This window comes from Shimazuella sp. NTD248, assembly GCF_059510395.1.
Genome location: NZ_JCAJZT010000001.1, coordinates 281,193 through 303,758, shown reverse-complemented (window position 1 = coordinate 303,758; position 22,566 = coordinate 281,193). Strand labels below are relative to the sequence as shown.

The following is a 22,566-nucleotide window of genomic DNA, read 5'->3' as shown; positions in this document are numbered from 1 at the left end:
CTTTTAGTGGTCTTTTTTTATTTCAGGGTGAAAATATTTCTTTGTTTTTCTAGTTTTTTCTTAGAATTTGTCGGTTTTTACAATTTGGAATGAAGTTATTTATTTTTTATTATTTCGTGAGTGAAATATTTTTATGAAATTTAACGAAAATTATTGATCGTAAGAAAAGAATTTAATAAAATAAAGATGGATATAGATGGACAAAGGTTCATCTCTTACGTAAGGAGTAAATCCTTATATGGCTATATTCAAGCGCAGCTCAGGAAGTGACGGCGAAAGTGCTAAGGACCCGCGTGATACAGTGGGGAAGAATCCCACTGGTAACGAAAGGAGATCCTCGGCTGGTGCACGTCGCAAGGCAGCGAGGCGATTGGACAAGGACCTTGAAGGTTCGGAGTACGAAAAGAAGGATGACCAGTGACTCCCTTAAGGCCCAAAAGCCATGACCGACTGGAGTAAAATCCAGTCGGTCAGCAGAGAGATTATTTTCAGAATAATAAAAAGGCAAATAACATTTAACAACATATACAGCTGTTTAAAATATAGAAAATTTAGAGGGGCTGCACCTTTTGGAGGAGTGGCCCCTCTTGCTTTCAACGAAGTAGCGCGACAGGGGGAGGTTCTCCATTTCGCAATTTTAATAAGAGGAAAAAGAAAGGGAGAATACACAATTGGAGAAAAGTCAAATCCTTGGAGGAATGTATGGGTTATTAATAGGTGATGCAGTTGGAGTTCCTTATGAATTTCATGCAGCAGATCAATTACCACTAATAGAAGATATCGATATGACTCCTCCTGCTGGATTTAACCGTGCCCATCGAGGAGTCCCGATAGGAACATGGTCAGATGATGGTGCTCAAGCCTTATGCTTACTGGATTCACTTGTAGAGTGTGGAGAGCTGGATCTCCCAAATTTTGCAGATAAATTATGGGCTTGGTATGACAAGGGATTATGGGCGGTCGATCATCATGTATTTGATGTTGGGATTCAAACAAGTGCTTCCTTGCAAGCCTATCGCCAAGGTGTCCCGCCGGAAAAATCCGGATTTGTAAATCCAGAGGGAAAGGGAAATGGTTCACTCATGCGAGTACTTCCGCTTGCACTATGGCATCGAGGAAGCGATGAGCAATTGGTAATTGATAGCCACAAGCAATCATTAGTAACTCATGGACATCTGACCAATCAAGTAGCTTGTGCTCTGTATAGTTTATGGGTGAGAGAAGTTTCCAAAGGATCAGAGATAGAAACAGCATATCGTAAAGCGGTCGATCACTTACGAGAAATATATGGTGCAAATAGCAAAGAACGTGATGAACTCGAACATACCATCAGACCTGATAAAGAACCGGTGAGCAGAGGGAGCGGATATGTTGTCGAAACAATTCAGAGCGTTCGGATCGCAGTGCAGGAAGCAAATTATGAAAATGTAGTCAAAAAAGCGATATCACTTGGAGAAGATACTGATACCAATGCAGCCATTGCAGGTGGCTTGTATGGAGTGAAAGTTGGATTAGAGGGAATTCCTAAGAGATGGCTTGATCTTTTACGTGCTAAAAGTGCAGTGGAGGAACTGCTCACAGGGTAGACGCCTGTACTCTCCATTGCTACATGGGTACAACCTTGATCTACCAGCCATTGACCCAATTCGAGTAACTCGTGGGTCATGGTACCAAATGTCTGAATTTCTTTCTTAGGAATGCGATCCAAAGGTCCTGTTAATACATAAACTACTACCGTTTCCTGATGAACATCTAGACCAGCACAACGCTCTAGTATTGCTTCCAACATAGGAGATCACCTCATAGAGAGAGTTGAACCAGAAAGACAACCCGAAAAAACGAAATTTTTCTATCTGGACTCTTGGTCCTATATCCTTGTGCTTCAAGGTTGTCCGTTCCGTTTTATTACGGGGTCGTACCACCGCAAAAACCCACGAACATGCTGGCTCTTTTTCAAATATGCAGGATTCGTTGACAAGAAAAAAGGCCATGATTCATTTTCATCATAGCCTGTGACCGAGAAACGGTCATGATTGTTTTTATTTTAGTAAGAAGCAGTTTTTCCGCTGAAATGGAACATGTGCTCTGCGGCTCGATAGTAGTTATTGTAGGTACCTTTTGCATATGAAGTTAAACCTTTATCATATACCATTGCTGTATAACAAGAGTTTGAACCAAGTGGGACAGTACAATAATATTCCCTGCTATCATTGTTTCGGTGAATTGTTGCTTTATTCGTATTATTAGTATCAGTGTTTGGATAGTTGGAATTAAACGTCATTCTCGCCCATGCTGTATGGCAAGATAAACTATAACGGATTTCAATTGTTCCACCAGGAATAGCATTTGAAGGCAGGTTTGGATCTCTTAACTCAGCTGATTTTACTGTAGTGGCATCATTTGCACAACCTGTTGAACTTGGATTTTGGCCATCATAAGAATAAGCAAAAGATGTTGGGATTACGAAGAAAAAGCTCAATAAGAAAACGCTAACAATACCAAATGCACGAAACTTTTTTAACAGTACCATACTTCATCCCACCTTTGATATATTTTATATACAATCCGAAATAGATTGTATATAAAATATATCATAAACTATTTATGTTAAATGTAAATAATTTTTATATAAAATAATAGATAATATCCATTTGGTGATTTCAATATGTCAGGAACGGACTCCAATGGTGGACATGACTACTTTATTGAACCGATGAATGAATCGGAAATGATTTCGCAGGAAATGCATGCAGATTTACAAATGGGAAGAAGTCATTTTAGCAGGATTTATAAAGATAAGAGGAGTACAACTGGTTCTCTTTTACAATGGTCAAGGGAAATTGATCTTAAGACTTCCTGTACCTGCACGTCATCTCAATGAAGTAAAACAGTATATAAAGGGGCGAGGAATTGAGATCAGAGAAGCATAGTTAAGGAGAAGTGTGGCTAATTGGCGTAAAATCAAATACAATCAATAACAAGCCTTGTTCCCTGATGAAAGGAGCGGCATGACTCACTCTGAACTGGATGGGGCACGCACGGTTAACACGCGCATCTTCCTGGCGAAGCGCCTCGGTGATTGCTCACTTCGCGATTCAAATGGCGAGCAGCGAGATGACTCCGAGGATTGTGGAGGTTCTCCGATCAGCCCCGACGGAAGTGGAGTAGTCTGCAAAAAGGCTGACTGTAGGATGTAGGTAGCGGACAACCGTCCTGCACTTCTCCTGCATCTGACCGGGCTGGAGTGAATTTACTCCAGCCCGCCCATTTTTCGGTATGAGGAAATGGGGTTTGCTCTCCTATTATATTATCCTATTTTTTGAGCCACTCACATGCCCAGTAATACATAATCGGTTCCATTTTGGAAGAGTAGAAAATACAACAGGAAGCCAGTTCTCACCAAAGGATGCTGCGTTCCTCCTCCATTCAAACGAGCATGACAAATGCCGCTCGTGTCATTTTTGCCGCAAATATTGTTTTTAATAGATGGTTATATTACTCTTGAAGACTTTGTGAGAGGAAATATACCATGGATTTATTTAAAAATTTTTTCCAAAATCATCATAAGAAGCAGTCTATGACTTCTGTGAGAGTCTCTCGTTCTCTAGAAGAAAATTTACAATATATTCAAGACCAATTATTTCATTCGAGTGATCTAAAATGGGAAGAAATTAAATTTAATAAAAAGAACGGGCTTCTCATCTATTTGGAATCAGTCGCAGATAAAAAACAGATTCAAAAAGAAATCATAGAACCCCTGCATAAGAATACAGAAGGAATAATTGAGCAAATAATTCCTTCTCCATATCAAAGAGTATCCCAGCTTGACCAACTTCCTAGATTATTAATTACAGGAAATTGCATTCTTTTGTTGGAAGGGAATCAGGAATCGATTGTAATTCACGTGATGGTGAGTTACACCAGGGGAATCGAAGAACCGAGTAATGAGCAAGTGGTTCGTGGAGCACATGATGGTTTTATTGAAAACCTGACTACTAATCTTTATTTAGTAAGACATCGAATTGAAAATCCAAACTTGACGGTTCGATATTATGAAATTGGAGAGGTGACGAAAACAAAACTAGCTGTTGTCTATATGCAAAACATAGCGAATCCAGATTTGATTAAAGAAGTGGATCACCGTATTTCTTCCATTTCGACAGATACAATAGTATCACCGGGTTTTATTAGTGAATTTATTGAAAGTAATCCGTTTTCTCCATTTCCCCAAATATTATTTACAGAAAGACCTGATCGGACTGTAGTGAATCTCATGGAAGGTCGTGTAGTGATTTTTTCTGAAGGGGATCCTTCAGCGATGATTTTACCTGTCACGTTATTTGCGTTTTATCAAACCCCTGATGATTATAACAGCAAATGGATGATCGGATCGTTTATTCGTATCATCCGTCTAGCTAGTTTATTCATTGCGTTTCAATTGCCAGCAGTCTATATTGCGATTGTTGGTTTTCACCCTGAAATTCTACCAATTGAATTGATATATACGGTTAAAAGTAGTGTAGATAAAGTTCCTTTCCCTCCTATTTTGGAAGCTTTACTTATGGAGTTAACATTAGAAGTGATACGAGAAGCAGGACTTCGATTGCCCAGTCGAGTTGGTCAAACCATTGGAATAGTCGGAGGTTTAGTCATTGGTGAATCTGTAGTTCGAGCTGGACTGGTCTCTTTTCCTATGATCATAGTAGTAGCGATAACAGCTATTGCTTCTTTTGTTGTACCCTCTCATGAAATGAGTTCAGCTATTCGATTATTGCGCTTTCCTCTGATGCTTTTGGCATCGCTTTTTGGCTTCTTCGGCATCATGATTGGCTTGTTATTTATTTTGATTCACCTTAGTAAGTTGGAGAGTTTTGGTACACCCTATCTAGCACCGTTTTTTCCTCTTCGAATCAAGGATTTAAAGGATACATTTGTCCGTTTCCCTATATGGCAGTTGAACCAACGGCCTCGTGATCCACATCCTCAAAAAACTACTCAAGAGGAGTATTCGAGAGGATGGGAACATGATGACCAAAATAGAAAATAAGATTACCCAAGGACAGTTCATGCTATTTCTTGTGCAAACACAAATAGGAATAGGAATTATATCTCTCGCCCATCATGTACAAAGTCAAGCAAAAGGTGGAGCTTGGATTTCGGTATTGATTGCCGGGTTAATCTCTCAATTGATCATCTTGATTCTCTGTGCACTCTGTCGTTTGTTTCCCACAGATAACATCTACAGTTTCTTACCAAAAATTGTAGGTAAATTCTTGGGGAATTTATTGAGTTTTGGATATATCGTATACTTTCTTTTTTCAACAAGTTTTATCTTAGTTAAATTTACGGAAATTATAGGGAAATGGGTGCTTCATGAAACTCCAAGGTGGGCATTGATAATCCTGATGATGGGAGCTGCCGTATATCTCGTACAAGAAAACGTACGGATTATTGCTCGTTTTTTTGTGACTACATCATTTGTAATTATAGTTATGGTGATTGTATCCTTAATTGGTTATACAAATATAGATGTAACCTATATTTTTCCGATTACTGAAGCAGGATGGATCAATATCATAAAAGCATCCAAAGAAGCTTTATTTTCAATATCTGGATGTGAAATAATTTTAGTGCTTTATCCAATGGTGGAAGGATTAAGTAGTGGGAAGTTAAAAGCAGTTTCAATAGGTAATCTTATAACTACTGTTTTTTATACATTTGAGGTTTTCACCAGTTTAATCATTTTTAGCCCAGCGGAACTTCCGCTTGTCCCTGAACCGGTTTTATATATGTTAAAGGCTTATTCTTTTCATATCATTGATCGAATCGACTTACTATTTTTATCTATGTGGCTAATAGTGGTATTCACTACGATGGCCTCTTATCTCTATTTAGGAGCGTCTGGGTTGGGGTATTTATTTCACAAAGGCCAGCATAAGAAAGCTCTTCCATATGCTGCGCTTCTCATCTTCATCATGGCAATTATCCCAGATAAACCATCTTTCTTTATGCTCTATAGTCAACTTTCTTCTACTGGTTTTACTACGTTTATTATCGTCCTTCCTATCTTTTTGTTCATTGTGGCCTTTTTGATGAAGAAGAGAAAGGAGAGAGCGGTATGAAGAAAATTTATTGTCTCCTCATTAGTCTTATTCTCCTATTCCTTTCGGGTTGCTGGGATCAAGATTTGTTAAAAAATGCTCGATTATTGTCTGTAGACGGGTTTGATCGTATTTCAAAAGGAAAATTGTTAGGGACATTTGTTATACACGATCAGTCTAAGGGAGAACAAGCTGAGCCCAAAGACGATGTTTTAACTGCGATTGGTAATACACCAAGAGAAATTCGGGATAAAGTAGATAACAAATTATCGAATTTTATGCGCGCCTATAAAAATCGTGTTTTACTTATTGGAGAAGAGCGGGCTAAGCAAGATATTTATCCAATTTTAGATGTTTTTTATCGGGACCCGAAAAGCTCTTTAAATGCGAAGATTGCCATAGCACAAGGAAGAGCAAATGATTTGTTATCCGAGAAGAAAATAGGAAATATATTGATAACCGAAGAGATCCCTAATCTATTGACTAGTTCCGAACAGAGTACTGCTGTTACAAATGTGGATATCCAATCGATTTGTCCAGTGATGTTGGATCCAGGAGAAGATTTTCTACTGCCTTATCTCACTAAGAAAAAAGAACGTATTGATGCTTCACAGGTAGCTATGTTCCATAATAATCAACTTACGGGGCTGCTAAATTCTAATGAATCTATGATGTATTTACTTTTGAAGGGAAAACAAGGCAGAACTGCTAGAATAACTAGAAAAATGAAGTCTCAAAAAAATGAAATTGGTTATAGTTATCTAACATTTGATGTAGAAAAATCAAAACCAAAAATGCGAGTAATTGTCGAGTCCAATGATCAAATTCGAGTAAAGTATAACGTAGTTTGGCAAGTGAATGTAGCAGAGTATCCAAGTGATAAATTAGGGGATAGTGATATACTGAAAAAATTGGAAGAAAAATTATCTGCTGATATGACTTATTTAGCAAAGCAAACCATTAAAAAGATGCAAATGGCACATTGTGATGGATTCGGAATAGGCAGGAAATTGATCGCGTTTCATCCTCAAACATGGAAAAAGTTAAAGAAAGACTGGGAAAATCATTATCAAAAAATCAAATTCGAGCCAGAAGTACATGTCGAAATTGTTCATACAGGAATAATCGATTAGAAAATGCGACAAGGGAAAGGTTCTCTTGTCGCATTGATTACTTAAATATTTCATTTTCTAATATGATCACATTTTCTTTAAATGAATCTTTACCAACCTGTTTCGTATTTACCACTAACCGATAAACATTATCACAGCATTGTTTCGCACCTTTTACCAATAATGGCACACCGATAGAGTCAATTTTCAATCCTCTTGAGAAGAATCCCCCAAATGACATAACAATGGGAACAGTTGGCGATGTATTGGAGAAAACTATTTTTTCCTCAAAATGAAATTTATCTTCCAGTAGTAAAATCAATTCTTTTAGAGCTGGAACTACGAGCTTATTCCTTTTCCGCCCAATGGTATACACAAGGTTGCCATCTTCGTCTTTTCCATGAAAAATGAGTTTTCCAAAATCGTCTTTTGTCAGTTGATTGAAATATTTTACATTTAATATTTCTTCTGAAGATAGTTTTCTTTCTGATTGAGGTAATTGTTTTAAATGATATGCGGCAGCTAAAGACGTGGTATGTGTTCCTCCATAATCGTTATAAATATAAATCATAGGAATCAACCTTTTATCATGTATTTGTTTCTATTATGGGCATTTATTCCATTTCCAATTCATTGGCTTTATTTACTTATGCGACAAGAGAACCGTCCCCTGTTTCGCTATACTATTTCAGCAGAGAATTTTACTATTTCAAGAATAATTGGTGTATGGGATAAAATAATTTCACCTTGAGGGTTAATCGTCAGGGAACTAGTATTTATACTATATAGATTGCTAGGCTGCAATATCCCATTAATGTAAAAATTGCTATAACTGCTTTGATTCATCTCTGGAAAAGTAGTGACTAGATTTCCGTTGTCATCAGTGAACTGATTAGCAGGAATAGTGACAATAGCCTCAATATCGAAGTCTGCAATATAAAAAAATCTCTGAACCGTTGGCAAGATATTGACATTTGGGATAGCGACTTCCCCCGTAGGTCCAGTGGGTCCAGTAGTACCAGTAATCCCAGTACCTGTAGCACCAGTGTACCCAATAGGTCCAGTATATCCGGTAGTTCCTGTAGGTCCGATAGGTCCCGAAACGCCAAATCCCGTAGGTCCCGTAGTACCCGTAGTACCTCTAGCCCCGGTAGCCCCAGTAGGTCCGATAGGTCCCGAAACGCCAAATCCCGTAGGCCCCGTAGTACCCGTAGTACCTCTAGCCCCGGTAGCCCCAGTAGGTCCGATAGGTCCCGAAACGCCAAATCCCGTAGGCCCCGTAGTACCCGTAGTACCTCTAGCCCCCGTAGCCCCAGTAGGTCCGATAGGTCCCGAAACGCCAAATCCCGTAGGCCCCGTAGTACCTGTAGCCCCCGTAGCCCCCGTTGGTCCTGCAAGTTGCATAATCTCTAGGGCTTCATTCGAATTTGCAACGACAGGAACCTTATTTTTCGTAATATTTAACAAGTTATTGATTAATTTGTTCAGCAATAAGATTCCTCCTGTTATATCAGTTGTGTAGGCCATCTAATATGGTATGTATACACTTCATTTCAGCAATGGTTACAACATTCATATATTTAGAATAATTCATATATCTCTTTGCCTTGTTTTGCTTTTACACCATTTTCTTTTGTTTGTAAATTATTTACTAGCATCACTGATTCTATTAATTGGTCTGAAGAATTAATCAACTAGCCTTTCCATTTATTTATTTTTCGCATTTACTAGTTATAGATAATAAAAGGTGGTGAACTTATGGCTATTGTAAAACCCTTTGTAGCAGGTCGCCGGTTTACTGGTACAGCTGGAAGTGGTACAGGAACAGGAGCTACTTTTTCCATTGCTGCTACTGCTTTTACTGACGATACGGGTGCGGCTGCTACAGCATTTCCAGCATCATTTGCGTATTATAATCTCTATATAAATGGGGTCATTCAGACAGCTGATACTTCATCTATCACTACAACTGCAATTACAATTCCTGGAGGAAATGTACTCGATGGTTCTACTCCTATTACCATTGAGATTGTTGTAACTTAATATTTATTGAACAAATAATTAGTTATCACTCTATTGAGGGAAGTGGTTCACGTATAAAAACGGTGAGCCACTTTTATTTGAGAGGAGCACCGAATGAAATAATAGTGCCTAGTTGTTTAGAGGGAGAAAGAAACTGTCCTCCAGAGGATTGTGGAGGAATTCCGGGGTATGAACATATGTTATCTGTTTTATCAAACCCAAAAGACTCGGAATTTGAGGATATCTCTGCTTGGCTGGGTGATTTTGATCCGGAAAAATTTCATAAAGAAGAGATCAATCAACACCTGAAACGAATTGATTCTAAATTAAGATCTAAGCAAGTAGTGAAAATGAAAAAGACAGGGAAGAAAAAGACCGAAAGTAAGTTAACGATTCCCAAATTAAAGAAGCATTTAAAATCGCTGCCAACGGATGAATTGATTCAATTAGTGACAGAGTGTTATAAGCTGAATAATGGCATAAAAGATTTCCTTACCGTTCAGTTTCTAGGTGACAATGTAACAGAGGAGTTATTTTACGCATGTCAAGAGAAAGTGGAAAATGAATTTTTTCCTGAACGCAGTGAGCCGAAGTTACGATTGAGTGAAGCAAAGAAAGCGATTCGGGAGTTTGAAAAAGTTACACAAAATGATAGATTTAGTATCGAATTGAAACTATATTACGTAGAGTTGGGTGTGGAATTTACCAATGCCTACGGAGACATAGATGAGCAGTTTTACAGTAGTATCGAATCCATGTATCGAACAGTGATCCAAATGCTATAAGATGCAGAGAATAGGGAATGGCATGATTTATTTGGTGACCGTGCCGTTGTGGAAAATACAGAGGGGATCGGTTGGGGGGGGTTCATGACAGCTTGGCTGAGAGTTATTATGAACTTGATATACTATTTTGATTTGGTAATTTGATTATAAGTAAGAGGTTTGGAGAGTAGGTAATGTTTAAAATAAATGCAACACCTGTATCAACAAGCAGGTGTTGCATTTATTTTACATTTATTCAGCCTTCGGTTTCATCATCTCCACCCATATAGCGAATGGGGAATACCACTGTTGATTTAAAATATGACATAAAAGTTCTCCTCCATTTTCCAGCCAATGGTTCTTTGTAGGCGATAAAATTCCTCAGTCCACCGAGAAAATTCTTTACTGTTGCCGATTTTATCATATCATGCTGCTAATTCATACACTGCACTTGATGTTCGTTTGGAATATTCATTCTTTTGGCAAAGAGAAACAACTTCTTCAAATAAGGGAATCGCTTTATCATATTGTTTCTGTGTTTTGTTACAAATCCCAGCTACCATAAGGATTTTGGATAAACGGAAGTCATCATGGATGTCTCTTGCATATAACAACGCTTTTTCCATACATTCTTGAGCAAGAATCCAATCATTTTGAGTAGTATATAAACTTGTTAAATGAGTGTAAGTATCTGCATGTCTTCGAGAGAATTTCTTTTTTGGGTCTAGATCAAAGACTAGATTAAAATGTTCCAAAGCCTGCTTAAACTTTCCTTGTTTGAGGTAAATGCTCCCTAATATATTAAGGAAATCGAGAAGATAATTTTTTTGAGACATATTTCGATGTGCGATTTCTATACTTTCTTTGCAATGGTGCAAAGCTTCATCTAACTCTTGATTTTCAAGAAGGAGAATGCAGTAAGATTTATACAGGAGGAGCATTACACTTATGCTTTGGATCTGATTGATTGAAGGCCATACTTCTTTGACTAGTCTAATCGCTTCTTCCCTGCGTTCTGATTTTCGTAAGTACAAAATTTTATTACCAAGCGATGCATATTTGATGTCGTCTTGTTTTTCTGCTGTATATTGCTTTAATCCTTCTTCTACATAATGAAGAGCATTTGGTAGATTGTTTTGTGCATACCAACAAGTGCTCAATCGGTTATAGCACTTGGCGAGTAAATTGTTTTTCGCAATAAAAGTTTGTTTCTTGCATAGATTAATCGTCTTTTCCCAGATTTTCTGTGCCTTTTTCCACTCTTGTAATTCATAGTGATAGAGACCTTGTAAATATCTTGCAAAGGGATATAGAGCATGGTGTTCCTTTGGTTGATAGCAATCAAGGAGCTTTTTAGCTTGTTCTAACTCTTCATCATTGATTAAGTCCTCCACACACTCCAGTTTCGTCCGTAACGTCTCAATCTCTAGTAGTTCTTGCTGTTTCATTTCCTCCAGTTCTTTTTCACTAATATTTAAACTTTGAAATAAATGTAGTACTTTACTCTTAGAAGGATTCCCTTCCATATTTTCGATATGCGAAATCGTGCCGACTGAGATATTTTCATTTTTTAAGTTTTCTAATGAAAGTCCGCGATCCAATCTAATTTTTCTAGCAAGATATGCTAATAGTGGCAGGTCATTTTGAAAATCCATTTGTTTCCCTCTCTTTTTCATAAGGTATGTATATCTATTATGATAGGGTGTTTTCTTTTTATCAAATATTGGATTTTCAGTAATGATTATGAATAGTATTGAAAATCTCCTATCTTGCACCAACTTATAGGGCAATTATGGGTTTGAAGAAAAGAAAGCTTCAATCTGCTTAAGAGGGGGGATTGAAAATTTGTTTATTGATGGGGTATTGGATTCAGTAAGGGTGATAATGCTGCTAAAGCTATTCTCTCTATTCTAGGATTTAAATACTATGGAATCGCGGGCTTTGCAACTGTTACCATTTTAGGTTTTATTTTAGATGAGTTTAAAGATAGGGGTATAGGAAGTAGAGGTATTAGAATCACGATTAGATACACTTACCGAAATTATTTCGGATCTGCTAGGTATTTGAATTATGGTAGAAAGAGACAGAAAATAATTAGGATTCAAAGTATACGAGCTGTTCGATGGGGTAAGTAAAGAAACGAAAGGGACATTCAATCATCTTTGGATGTTCCTTTATTACAGAAATTGGTGAGGTGTAAATTTTAGTGCAAAGTATATTAAATCAAATTAAACAGATTTTCCCGGAAAATTATAAGCAAGTTGTAATTATTCTTTTAATAGCTTATATAGGAATGTTTCTCGGAGCTTTCGGAGCAATTGTAGCAGATAAACTTTTAGGTTGTATAGTAAGTGTGCTATTTTTTTTGCTATATATGTTTTCTAATATAAAATATCATGTTAGAAAGAAACTTAGTGGTACTTTGTTTAAGAAGTATGTAGAGAATCCAATAATGATTCTGTACTTGGGGATGGCAATTTTTATTTATTATTTTTAAGGGATTTCTTTAAAGTGGTAAGGAGTGTTTGTACTCCTTACTATCGACAAAATTTCCTCTACAGGGTTACTTGATGGAGAATCATTTTTTTCTTAAGGGTGGTCTGGATGGATCATTCTTTTTTTAGATCAGTTTTTCTGTCTTCTGTTTTTACCATTCTTCGATAGGTTCAACTATGTATAACAACAATAGGCGTATCACCTCGGTTACGTCGTATGTCGGAACAACTACCTATGTGTATGATGCACTCGATCAGTTGACCAAGCTCTATTATTTACAGGCACGGTACTATGATGCAAAAAATACTGGTCGTTTTTATAAATGAAGATAAATTCCAAGGTTCGGAAAAGACACCTCTTACTTTAAATAAGTATATTTATACTAACAACAATACGGTAAATATGATTGATCCAACAGGTAACTATCCAGTCGTTTTATATGCGTTGGCTCTTCCAGAAGTAGGGCTAGTAGCAGTGGGCGCAGTTGCTGTAGTGTTGGATTATATTGGTCTACGATATCTAGTTAACTACTTTCTATCACATGCACACAGAGTTAGGCTTACTTTTGATATACCAAGTTCTTTGTTGAGTGGAAAAGGGATTATCGATTTAGGAAAATTTACAGAAAAAATTAAAGGTAAATTGGCTTATCGAAATCCAAAAACAGGTTGGTATATAGAAAAAGATACAGATGGTCACACAGGGGAAAAATGGAAACTAAAAGATGAAAAAGGAAAGAGAAAAGCTTCAACTGATGGAAAAGGAAAAATCATATCTAAGTAAAACATGAGTGATGATAACAACATTTCAAAATTGATCGTTTAATCAAAAGGGTGGGTTTATTTTGCAGTTCTTAAATACAAAAAATTTGTTTAGATCCATTCAAAATTATTATTTTTTTGATTGGGATGACGAGATTGATCAGCCAGAAAATACAGTAGTATATGGAATGCCAAAAGAAATATTAGCTAAATATAAATTGGCTCGTTTTTATGAATCATGGGGTTTTGACTCAGTAAATAATGATGATTCTAGATTGTCAATGACTCCTAATCAATGGTATCAATTAGAAAATGATTTTATTAAATGGTTGTCCTTAGCAAAAACAGTTCTATTTCCAATAGGTAATGTAATATTTACTCCATATTTTGAACGAGAGTGGACTGTTGTTTTACCAGATTGGAGCGATAACGAAAACTGGATACAGAAACAACAAAAAGATTTTGAAACAATGTTACAGATGTCGGGAATTGTGGCTTCTCGTCCAAGTTTTAGAGAAGATTATAGAGGAGGTTATATTGATGATTTTTCGGAACTATGTGTATTAGCAAAAATGTGTTTTAAAAGTTTCCCACTATTATTTCTCGTCGATGAGAGAATGGTCATTAGATTGACTGAGTATTTAACAATCAAAATAACTTTTGCAGATGACAATTATAAAAAGAAAATAAATCAGATATTAGTTAACGTGTTGAATCCTAAAATTTTAAGTATAACGTAATGATTAATGCGACAAGGTGACTGTTCTCTTGTTGAGCGACAAGCAAGGTCATAGGATTTAGCAGGTGGAATCCCTGCTTGAAAAGCACTAACGACTTCATCAATAGCAAGTCTTGGATACGATTTGGGTAATAAGTTGTATTAAGCGTAGACAGTTAGGCAGTAGACCTGAAAATGCTGGAGACTTGAAGTACCATTTAATGGGAAGGTCGACGAGGTCGACAACTGGGAAGACAACATTTCTGCTGTCACAATCTTATCCTTCCTATATTAATGTGAAAAAGTAAATAATCTAGGTTATGTAAGGGATTACAGCGATGTGATCCCTTTTTGTTGGCAATAATTTAAGTTCGTTTATTCACAAACCTGTCACCAACTAGACAACTTTATAAAAGAAATGGTTCTATAATTCAATAGTGAAGGTTGTATGTCTAACTTAGTAAACATCATGGTCAAAAGTATTTGGTAAAGGGAGTAGGTGACCAAAAAAATGCGATTGAAAACAAAATATGCAGCAATTTTTTTGACAATGGCCTTATTGCTATCAGGATGTTCCTCTTTGAAATCTGGTGTGTTAAATCCACAAGGACCAGTAGCTAGGGAACAATATGATCTTATTATTTGGTCGATTGTTTTGATGTCTATCGTTTTTATTGTTGTCATTGTTCTTTTTGTTTATATGCTTGTGAAATATCGAGCAAAGTCATCGAATGAAGATTATGTAGAAACGGAAGAAAAAGAAAATAAATGGTTAGAGGTTTTGTGGACTGCGATACCTGTTGTCATTATTATCGCACTCGCCATTCCTACAGTAAAATCAACGTTTAAGCTGGAAAAATCACCGAGCCCCAATCAAAAGCCAATCACGATACAAGTCACATCAGCTAACTGGAAATGGATATTTAAGTATCCAGAGCAAGGGATTGAAACAGTCAACTATGTGAATATACCTGCAAATGTACCCGTTCGGTTTCAGTTAAATGCGGTCGGACCAATGAACTCATTCTGGGTTCCTGAGCTTGGTGGACAAGAGTACACCATGCCGGGTATGACGATGTACCTCTGGTTGGAAGCAGATAAGGCTGGTACTTATATTGGAAGAAGTGCAAATTTCTCCGGAAAAGATTTCACTCATATGCAGTTTAATGTTCATTCACTTGAACAAGGAAAGTTTGATGAATGGGTAGCGAATGTTAAAAAGTCATCACCAAAGCAAACAACAGAAATGTTTAAACAGTTGTTAAAACCTGGTGTGGTAAAAGAGCAAACTTACTCTTCCTATCCTAATGTGGATGTGAACCGACTGGATGAGAATGGAAATCCAATTGTCGAATCAACTAACCCACACAAACATGGTAAGAGTGATGATACAGAAATGAAGATGGATATGAACATGGATATGAATTCTAACTCGAACCACCAGATGAACCACTAGTAAAGGAGGGTAAACCATGAAAGATTTCTTATTTAACTTTAAGATGCCGGAACACTTTTTTATAACAGGAGAACCACTCATTTATGGTGCTTATGTCTCGATCATTTTGGTCTCATTAGCAATATTATTCGTACTCACGTACTACAAAAAATGGGTTTGGCTTTGGAGAGAGTGGTTGACCACTGTCGATCATAAAAAAATCGGGATTATGTATCTGGTAGCTGCATTATTGATGTTGTTCCGTGGTGGAGTAGATGCATTACTCATGCGAATACAGCTCACTGCTCCTAATCTGCATTTTTTAGATGCCGAACACTATAATGAGATCTTTACTACTCATGGAACGATTATGATTTTGTTTATGGCTATGCCGTTTTTGATAGGTTTGATGAACGTGGCTGTTCCATTGCAAATTGGAGCGAGAGACGTTGCTTTCCCAGCTCTTAATGCAGTGAGTTTTTGGATGTTTGCCGCAGGAGCGATGTTATTTAATATCTCTTTTGTCATCGGTGGATCTCCAGATGCGGGTTGGACGAGTTATACACCACTTGCAGGAAGTGCACTCGATCCAGGACCGGGTCAAAACTACTATTTGCTTGGATTGCAGATCGCTGGTATTGGGACATTGGTTACAGGGATTAACTTCTTAGTCACTATTTTAAAAATGCGTGCTCCAGGAATGACCTTATGGAGGCTTCCGCTTTTTTCCTGGTCGACGTTGATCACTTCTGTGATTATCATATTTGCTTTCCCAGTATTGACGATTGCCCTAGCACTGCTTACTTTGGATCGTGTTTTTGGTTTCCACTTCTTTACTTTAGCTGGTGGCGGAAGCCCGATGATGTGGGCCAACTTGTTCTGGATTTGGGGTCACCCAGAGGTGTATATCGTAATCTTGCCGGCTTTTGGGTTGTTCTCTGAAATCTTTAGTACCTTTGCTAGAAAGAAATTGTTCGGCTATAGCGCAATGGTGTATTCTATGCTGGCTATCTCAGCCTTAAGTTTCCTTGTATGGGTTCACCACTTCTTTACAATGGGATCAGGTCCATGGGTCAACTCCATTTTCTCGATCAGTACGATGTTGATCGCGATACCGACTGGTGTGAAGGTGTTTAACTGGTTGTTTACCCTGTACAAGGGACGAGTTGAGTTTAAAACACCTATGTTATGGGCACTTGGATTTATTCCCATATTTCTCGTCGGTGGAATAACTGGTGTTATGTTGGCTGTTGCACCTGCCGATTATCAATATCACAATAGTTATTTCTTGATTGCACACTTTCACTATGTCTTAATCGGTGGAACTGTTTATGGATGTATCGCTGGTCTTGTTTATTACTGGCCGAAAATCGTTGGCTGGCTCTTAAATGAACGTTTAGGAAAATGGGCTTTCTGGTGGTTCACCATTGGATTTAATATGTGTTTTATCCCAATGTATATCGTTGGTCTCAAAGGAATGACTCGACGGATGTACACCTACCCAGCAGGTCTTGGATGGGAAACTTGGAATCTCATTGCAACGATTGGTGCATTTGCGATGGGGATTGGTTTTATCATCCTCGTTTGGAATATGTACTATAGTTTCAAACATCGTCAAAATGATACAACAGGTGATCCTTGGAATGGCCGTACGTTGGAATGGATGACTTCCTCACCAGCAGCAGAGTACAACTTTGCCGTTATTCCACAAGTAAAAGGTTTGGATGCTTTCCATCTGATCAAAAAAGAGAGAGCTGCTGGCGTGAAAGAAGAAGCGCCTGAAATAAAACCAATCCACATGCCTAAGCGGGAAGCATTTCCTGTCATTATATCCGGATTTATGTTTGTTGCTGGATTTGGATTTGTCTTTGAATGGCTGCAAATTGGATTTCTTGGTTTGCTTGGATCGGTAATCACCATGATTTGGCGTTCGTTCAACGATTACGACCGTGACTACTATATTCCAGTAGAAGAAGTCCAAAAGACGGAATTAGCAGCTGGAAGGAGGGTGTAAAATGGAGACAACAACTGCAACAAAAGGTTATCAACCAATGGAGTATAAATCAGAAGAAGGCAGATTGAAGATTTTTGGTTTTTGGGTATTCCTCGGTGCGGAGATTGTGTTGTTCTCCACACTCTTCGCTACTTACTTTGTATTGGTTCATCAAACCGCAGGTGGCCCTGCTGGAAAAGATCTGTTTGAGATCAACATCTTTGCCATGGAGACTTTCTTCCTTTTGACGAGTAGTTTTACATGTGGTTTGGCTATTTTGTACATGCGGAAAAACTCGATGAAGGGATATCTGATCTGGACAATCATCACTCTATTATTAGGCTTAGGGTTCCTAATTTTAGAGATAGAAGAGTTTTCTACCTTGGTAGAGATGGGTGCAGGGCCAACACATAGTGCATTTCTCTCTGCATTCTTCACTCTAGTTGGAACACACGGTTTGCACGTAAGCCTCGGGATTATTTGGGTGACTAGTGTCATGATCCAAGTGATCAAGCGCGGATTTACTCCTGTTACAGCAAGAAAAATCTTTATGACAGGACTATACTGGCACTTCCTCGATGTTGTCTGGATCTTCCTCTTCAGCACGATTTACTTGTTGGGGGTGGCGTAAATGGAACAACATCATAGTGCAAAACCTCATATTGTCGGCTATATCTTTTCTCTGATCTTGACAGTACTCGCCTTTGTTGACATGTTGTATACTCGATTACCGATGTCGATGAAAATAACTGTGCTTCTCATCCTAGCAGTGTTACAATTTTTAGTTCAGCTTATCTACTTTATGCATATCTGGGAAAGCAAAGAGCGGGCTTATCAAGTTATCAGTATCGCGTTTGGTATTTTTGTCGCCATTACCATTGTGGCAGGTTCTATTTGGATCATGATTTACAATACGATGCATATGTAAAGCGAAGACAGGCATGTCTGAATGGACAGCCTGTTTTTTTTACTTCTATTAGACTGAACTAGAGTTGCAATGAAGAGAATGTGGTACATCCTACTTTTTTATTGAGTTTGAGGCTTTAAAAGCCAAAAATCTCTCGAAGATATATTATGAATACCAATGGGGTTGAACCTATTTATCATATTAAGTTGCAATTATTAAAAGAATAGTTTGGTTATTATTCCTCACTTTAGTAAGCTATAGCTCATATAAATGATTCGGAGTGAGGAATGATGGTTAATTCACTAAAGCACAAACAGCCCACTTTCCAAAAACGTGGGCTTTGTTTGCGTCTAATGAACCAGCATTTCTTGACAGAAATATCTGGATTTTTTATAATGATGTGGACAGTGATCGAAAACGTGTGAACGCTTCGATCCTCTGTCAGGTTTATTTTGAAGCAAATATGCTTCTGATAAACGCTAAACCACGACGGATGGGGGTCCAATCCGATACCGTGCGGTTTAGGAAAAAGGCAGCTACTTGCAGCAATGCGGTAGCTGTTTTTCTATGGAGTTCTAACTCTGGCAAAAGCACCGACAACACGGGCACCATTATAGGTGCTGCTGGGTCGATGATACTGCTTAGACCCAGCTGTATTCCCGTTGCAATTGCTGCGAGTTTTTTCTCCACAACAATCTTGATTACCTCTTTTGATAGATCTAACAGTACATCACGAGAAAAAATCACCCAAGCACTCGTAGATACACCAGCTATGCTTAACGAGATTTTGACCATATGCCGTTTGAGAAACATCACCGCAGAGCGAATAAAATCCACTCGTTTGTGGAGCCGCTCATCTCGTTTCACTTCGCGCGCCTCGATTTGACCTACGATTTCTTGGAAGTCCTGTTTGATCTCCTGCCGTTGTTGCTCTAACAGCTGTGCCACTGTCTCATTATCCATTCCTTGCTGGATAATGACTTGGACGATGACCTGCTGCTGATCGACAGTTTCCGGTATTACACGAGCAACGACTTGTTGCACTTGCTCCGCATCGATGCTCTTTGTCAGAGGTAATACAGATTGCTCCACACATGAAAGTTTTTTATTATCCATTATAAATCTCTCCTCAGATGATTTTTTGTCCCAAAAACAAAGCGACAGTGTCATCACCTGACAGAAAATGGATCTCTCATGCGCCCACACGTATTCGATTGTCGTACCCACTTATCCACATCATTAGGGTGTTGCAGTGTTCACAAGATTGTGAACATAAAGTGTAAAACAAAACGTAAAACAAATTCAACAACTAACCTTGTACTACCAGTGCCATCACTCATCCAACGAGGGTGCTTGATGATGACTGATCGCGCGGGTGCACATATGCAGCCAACACACGATCGAAGCAATTGCTACAAGCGTATCCGCAAGGCGCCTGTTTGCTTGTAGCCTGATTTGGTGGGAGTCCAAAGGATTCAGCCTATTTGGGAGCAGCGCTCGACCAAAAATCAAACCAAAACAGGAACTAAATGTATTTAATCATAGAAATATACTGATTTCAATAGTATTCAAAATATATACAAAGCAAAAACCGCCAATATTCAGCGGTTTTAGGTAGTATACTCTTCTAAGTGAAGTGATAAAAAATAAATTGTAAAACTATCCTAATTCATTATTTGATCTTATAATGAAAATGCGTTACTTCGTTGTTTTTATTGTTTATACGAAAGAGATGAGTTGATTTCTTCCGAAAAAAAGCACATTTTTCCTATAGAAGAAAAAAGATGGTTGAAATCCCTCTATCCTGCTATAATAATAGGAATAAAATTCGCTCCTTGATAGAATTTTCAGGAGCGTCTTTTTATATTTGTTATAGGAGGTAGAAATGGAAAAGAAATTAGTAAAGGTTGGCTTGTTGGGTTTTGGAACTGTTGGAACGGGTGTTTATCGAATTATTCAAGCTCATCAAGAAGACCTTTGGAAACAAACAGGCTTGCATATCGAGATTCATCGTATATTTGTTAAGGATATACATAAGGAAAGAGACATTTCTACTCCTACAAATATGTTGACAACAAAAATTGAGGATATCCTTTACGATAATGAAATTGATGTAATAGTGGAAGTAATGGGTGGCATTGAGCAAACAAAGGCATATATTTTAACGGCTTTAGATCAGAAAAAACATGTCATCACAGCAAACAAAGATTTGATGGCATTGCATGGTGCCCAAATTCTGTCAACTGCTCAAGTTAATGGTTGTGATGTGTTCTATGAAGCAAGTGTTGCAGGTGGAATCCCAATCTTAAGGGCACTGGTAGAAGGGCTTTCTTCTGATCGTATTTATAAGATGATGGGCATTGTCAATGGTACAACCAACTATATGCTCAGTAAAATGAGTAAAGAAGGAATGGACTACGACGAAGTGCTCGCAGAGGCTCAAGCTCTTGGTTATGCGGAGTCAGATCCGACAGCAGATGTGGAAGGACATGATGCAGCCCGTAAGATGGCTATTCTTTCTACACTTGGTTTTCGAGTGGCGATGAAATTGGATGAAGTGGATGTTCGAGGTATAAGCAGTGTGACCAAAGAAGATATTTCCTATGGTAAATCTCTTGGCTATGAGCTCAAACTACTAGGCATAGCAGAGCGCTCGAACAATAAGATCGAAGTAAGTGTACAACCGACAATGATTCACAAATCACATCCACTCGCTTCGGTAAACGATGTTTTTAATGCTGTCTATATTTATGGTGATGCAGTAGGAGAAACGATGTTCTATGGCCCTGGAGCAGGGGAACTGCCAACTGCTACCTCTGTTGTTTCAGATCTTGTCACGGTTGTGAAAAACATGAAACTAGGGACAAATGGTTTAGGAGTTGTAGCACCCTATGTGGAGAAACAGCTCAAATCGGATGAGGACAAATATTCGAAATATTTCTTGCGGATGATAGTAGAGGATCAACGTGGAGTGTTAGCAAACATAACTCAGCTTTTCTCCAATCATAACATCTCCTTTAAGCAGATAATCCAACAACCTTATAATGGTGGACAAGCGGAGATTATTTTAGTAACTCATAGCTCATCCAAAGCAGATATGGATCAAGTCATGGAGAAAATGGATTCTACCAAAATGATTCATCAAGTGAAAAGCTGTTACCGTCTGGAGGGAGAAGCGAAAAAATGAGTACGTCTACTACGAATAAACAGCGATTTGGAATAATCGAGCGCTATCGTGAATTTTTGCCTGTAACAGAAAATACACCAAAACTTACTTTGCATGAAGGAGATACTCCACTAATTCATGCTCCAGCATTGTCAGCAGAATTAGGGATAAACTTATATGTAAAATATGAAGGATTAAATCCTACTGGGTCGTTCAAAGATCGTGGGATGGTGATGGCTGTCGCAAAAGCAATAGAAGAAGGCAGCAAAACTATCATGTGTGCTTCAACTGGAAATACATCAGCTGCGGCTGCGGCTTATGCTGCACGTGCTGGTCTCCGCTGTATTGTTTTGATCCCAAGTGGGAACATCGCACTTGGTAAACTAGCGCAAGCGATCATCTATGGAGCAGAAGTGATTGCGATTGATGGCAACTTTGACGAAGCCTTGGATATTGTTCGTGAAATCACTGCACAAGAACCGATCACGTTGGTCAACTCCGTCAATCCTTATCGGATCGAAGGGCAGAAGACTTCTGCATTTGAGATCGTCGATGTATTAGGTACAGCTCCCGATATATTGGCAATTCCCGTTGGAAATGCTGGTAATATCACTGCTTATTGGAAAGGGTTTAAGGAGTACAAACAAGCAGGTAAAAGTGACCAGTTGCCACGCATGTTTGGATTCCAAGCTGATGGAGCTGCTCCATTGGTATATGGAAAACCTGTACCAAATCCAGAAACAGTCGCTACAGCGATTCGTATTGGAAATCCAGCGAGCAAAGATGGGGCAACCCGTGCACTAGCAGAATCCAATGGGCATATCGATGCGGTAACAGACGAAGAGATTTTAGCAGCATATCAAAAATTAGCACGTACAGAGGGGGTATTCTGTGAACCTGCTTCTGCTGCATCGATCGCTGGAGTGATCAAACAGCGAAAAGCAGGTAACATAGCGGAAGGTGCAACTGTTGTTTGTGTGCTGACTGGTAATGGATTAAAAGATCCTAATATCGCGCTGAGTACCATCGATGAGCAACCCGAAACCGTACCAGCAACAAGAGAAGCAGTCATGTCGTTGATTTCAAAATAG

At 38.3% G+C, this 22,566-nt stretch carries 21 protein-coding genes; 16 read left to right on the top strand and 5 right to left on the bottom strand.

Annotation, left to right across the window (positions count from 1 at the left end; genetic code table 11):
• Window positions 1-671: 671 nt before the first annotated feature.
• Entirely contained in the window at window positions 672-1,586 is a 915-nt protein-coding gene (locus AC5WOE_RS01605; RefSeq protein ID WP_496051749.1) for an ADP-ribosylglycohydrolase family protein, read from the top strand.
• Between the two features lie 458 nt (window positions 1,587-2,044).
• Here AC5WOE_RS01605 and AC5WOE_RS01600 read toward each other — a convergent pair whose 3' ends face one another.
• Window positions 2,045-2,530: a DUF2690 domain-containing protein gene (locus tag AC5WOE_RS01600; RefSeq protein ID WP_496048246.1), complete on the bottom strand. Its 486-nt coding sequence runs from the start codon at window positions 2,528-2,530 to the stop codon at window positions 2,045-2,047.
• Between the two features lie 217 nt (window positions 2,531-2,747).
• Between AC5WOE_RS01600 and AC5WOE_RS01595 the strand changes: the two genes are divergently transcribed.
• From AC5WOE_RS01595 to AC5WOE_RS01580, 4 genes are all read left to right on the top strand, one after another.
• Complete coding sequence (locus tag AC5WOE_RS01595) at window positions 2,748-2,930, top strand: hypothetical protein (RefSeq protein WP_496048245.1); 183 nt, start codon at window positions 2,748-2,750, stop codon at window positions 2,928-2,930.
• A 599-nt stretch (window positions 2,931-3,529) separates the two neighbouring features.
• Entirely contained in the window at window positions 3,530-5,047 is a 1,518-nt protein-coding gene (locus AC5WOE_RS01590) for a spore germination protein (protein WP_496048244.1), read from the top strand.
• Window positions 5,028-6,122: a GerAB/ArcD/ProY family transporter gene (locus tag AC5WOE_RS01585; RefSeq protein ID WP_496048243.1), complete on the top strand. Its 1,095-nt coding sequence runs from the start codon at window positions 5,028-5,030 to the stop codon at window positions 6,120-6,122. Before AC5WOE_RS01590 ends, AC5WOE_RS01585 begins: the two co-directional genes overlap by 20 nt.
• The gene (locus tag AC5WOE_RS01580) at window positions 6,119-7,234 is read left to right on the top strand and encodes a Ger(x)C family spore germination protein (protein ID WP_496048242.1); all 1,116 of its coding nucleotides are present in this window, start codon (window positions 6,119-6,121) and stop codon (window positions 7,232-7,234) included. Before AC5WOE_RS01585 ends, AC5WOE_RS01580 begins: the two co-directional genes overlap by 4 nt.
• A gap of 37 nt (window positions 7,235-7,271) precedes the next feature.
• Here AC5WOE_RS01580 and AC5WOE_RS01575 read toward each other — a convergent pair whose 3' ends face one another.
• A complete protein-coding gene (locus AC5WOE_RS01575) occupies window positions 7,272-7,784 on the bottom strand; it encodes a DUF3189 family protein (RefSeq protein ID WP_496048241.1) in 513 nt (170 codons plus the stop codon).
• A gap of 107 nt (window positions 7,785-7,891) precedes the next feature.
• The gene (locus AC5WOE_RS01570; RefSeq protein ID WP_496051748.1) at window positions 7,892-8,704 is read right to left on the bottom strand and encodes a DUF4183 domain-containing protein; all 813 of its coding nucleotides are present in this window, start codon (window positions 8,702-8,704) and stop codon (window positions 7,892-7,894) included.
• Between the two features lie 267 nt (window positions 8,705-8,971).
• Between AC5WOE_RS01570 and AC5WOE_RS01565 the strand changes: the two genes are divergently transcribed.
• On the top strand, window positions 8,972-9,256 hold the full coding sequence (locus AC5WOE_RS01565) for a DUF4183 domain-containing protein (RefSeq protein WP_496048239.1): 285 nt from the start codon (window positions 8,972-8,974) through the stop codon (window positions 9,254-9,256).
• 62 nt (window positions 9,257-9,318) lie between these two features.
• A complete protein-coding gene (locus AC5WOE_RS01560; RefSeq protein ID WP_496051747.1) occupies window positions 9,319-10,020 on the top strand; it encodes a DUF6155 family protein in 702 nt (233 codons plus the stop codon).
• 404 nt (window positions 10,021-10,424) lie between these two features.
• On the opposite strand, the gene AC5WOE_RS01555 is transcribed toward AC5WOE_RS01560, so the two are convergent.
• The gene (locus AC5WOE_RS01555) at window positions 10,425-11,654 is read right to left on the bottom strand and encodes a helix-turn-helix domain-containing protein (protein WP_496051746.1); all 1,230 of its coding nucleotides are present in this window, start codon (window positions 11,652-11,654) and stop codon (window positions 10,425-10,427) included.
• A 551-nt stretch (window positions 11,655-12,205) separates the two neighbouring features.
• On the opposite strand from AC5WOE_RS01555, the gene AC5WOE_RS01550 reads away from it, so the two are divergent.
• The 7 genes from AC5WOE_RS01550 to qoxD all read left to right on the top strand — a co-directional run bounded on the left by AC5WOE_RS01550 (window position 12,206) and on the right by qoxD (window position 18,330).
• On the top strand, window positions 12,206-12,496 hold the full coding sequence (locus tag AC5WOE_RS01550; protein WP_496048236.1) for a hypothetical protein: 291 nt from the start codon (window positions 12,206-12,208) through the stop codon (window positions 12,494-12,496).
• A gap of 293 nt (window positions 12,497-12,789) precedes the next feature.
• Window positions 12,790-13,278: a hypothetical protein gene (locus tag AC5WOE_RS01545; RefSeq protein ID WP_496051745.1), complete on the top strand. Its 489-nt coding sequence runs from the start codon at window positions 12,790-12,792 to the stop codon at window positions 13,276-13,278.
• 61 nt (window positions 13,279-13,339) lie between these two features.
• Entirely contained in the window at window positions 13,340-13,996 is a 657-nt protein-coding gene (locus tag AC5WOE_RS01540) for a hypothetical protein (protein WP_496051744.1), read from the top strand.
• Between the two features lie 489 nt (window positions 13,997-14,485).
• The gene (gene qoxA, locus AC5WOE_RS01535) at window positions 14,486-15,430 is read left to right on the top strand and encodes a cytochrome aa3 quinol oxidase subunit II (RefSeq protein ID WP_496051743.1); all 945 of its coding nucleotides are present in this window, start codon (window positions 14,486-14,488) and stop codon (window positions 15,428-15,430) included.
• 43 nt (window positions 15,431-15,473) lie between these two features.
• Window positions 15,474-17,423: a cytochrome aa3 quinol oxidase subunit I gene (qoxB, locus tag AC5WOE_RS01530; protein ID WP_496048811.1), complete on the top strand. Its 1,950-nt coding sequence runs from the start codon at window positions 15,474-15,476 to the stop codon at window positions 17,421-17,423.
• Between the two features lies 1 nt (window position 17,424).
• Complete coding sequence (gene qoxC / locus AC5WOE_RS01525) at window positions 17,425-18,033, top strand: cytochrome aa3 quinol oxidase subunit III (RefSeq protein ID WP_496048231.1); 609 nt, start codon at window positions 17,425-17,427, stop codon at window positions 18,031-18,033.
• On the top strand, window positions 18,034-18,330 hold the full coding sequence (qoxD, locus tag AC5WOE_RS01520) for a cytochrome aa3 quinol oxidase subunit IV (protein ID WP_496048230.1): 297 nt from the start codon (window positions 18,034-18,036) through the stop codon (window positions 18,328-18,330).
• Between the two features lie 426 nt (window positions 18,331-18,756).
• Here the strand turns inward: qoxD and AC5WOE_RS01515 are convergent, their stop codons facing one another.
• Window positions 18,757-19,425: a hypothetical protein gene (locus AC5WOE_RS01515; RefSeq protein ID WP_496051742.1), complete on the bottom strand. Its 669-nt coding sequence runs from the start codon at window positions 19,423-19,425 to the stop codon at window positions 18,757-18,759.
• Between the two features lie 769 nt (window positions 19,426-20,194).
• Between AC5WOE_RS01515 and AC5WOE_RS01510 the strand changes: the two genes are divergently transcribed.
• Together AC5WOE_RS01510 and thrC are read left to right on the top strand one after the other, a co-directional pair.
• Window positions 20,195-21,496, top strand: coding sequence for a homoserine dehydrogenase (locus AC5WOE_RS01510; RefSeq protein ID WP_496048228.1), 1,302 nt, complete (start codon window positions 20,195-20,197; stop codon window positions 21,494-21,496).
• Window positions 21,493-22,566, top strand: coding sequence for a threonine synthase (thrC, locus tag AC5WOE_RS01505; RefSeq protein WP_496051741.1), 1,074 nt, complete (start codon window positions 21,493-21,495; stop codon window positions 22,564-22,566). The genes AC5WOE_RS01510 and thrC overlap by 4 nt, the downstream gene beginning before the upstream one ends.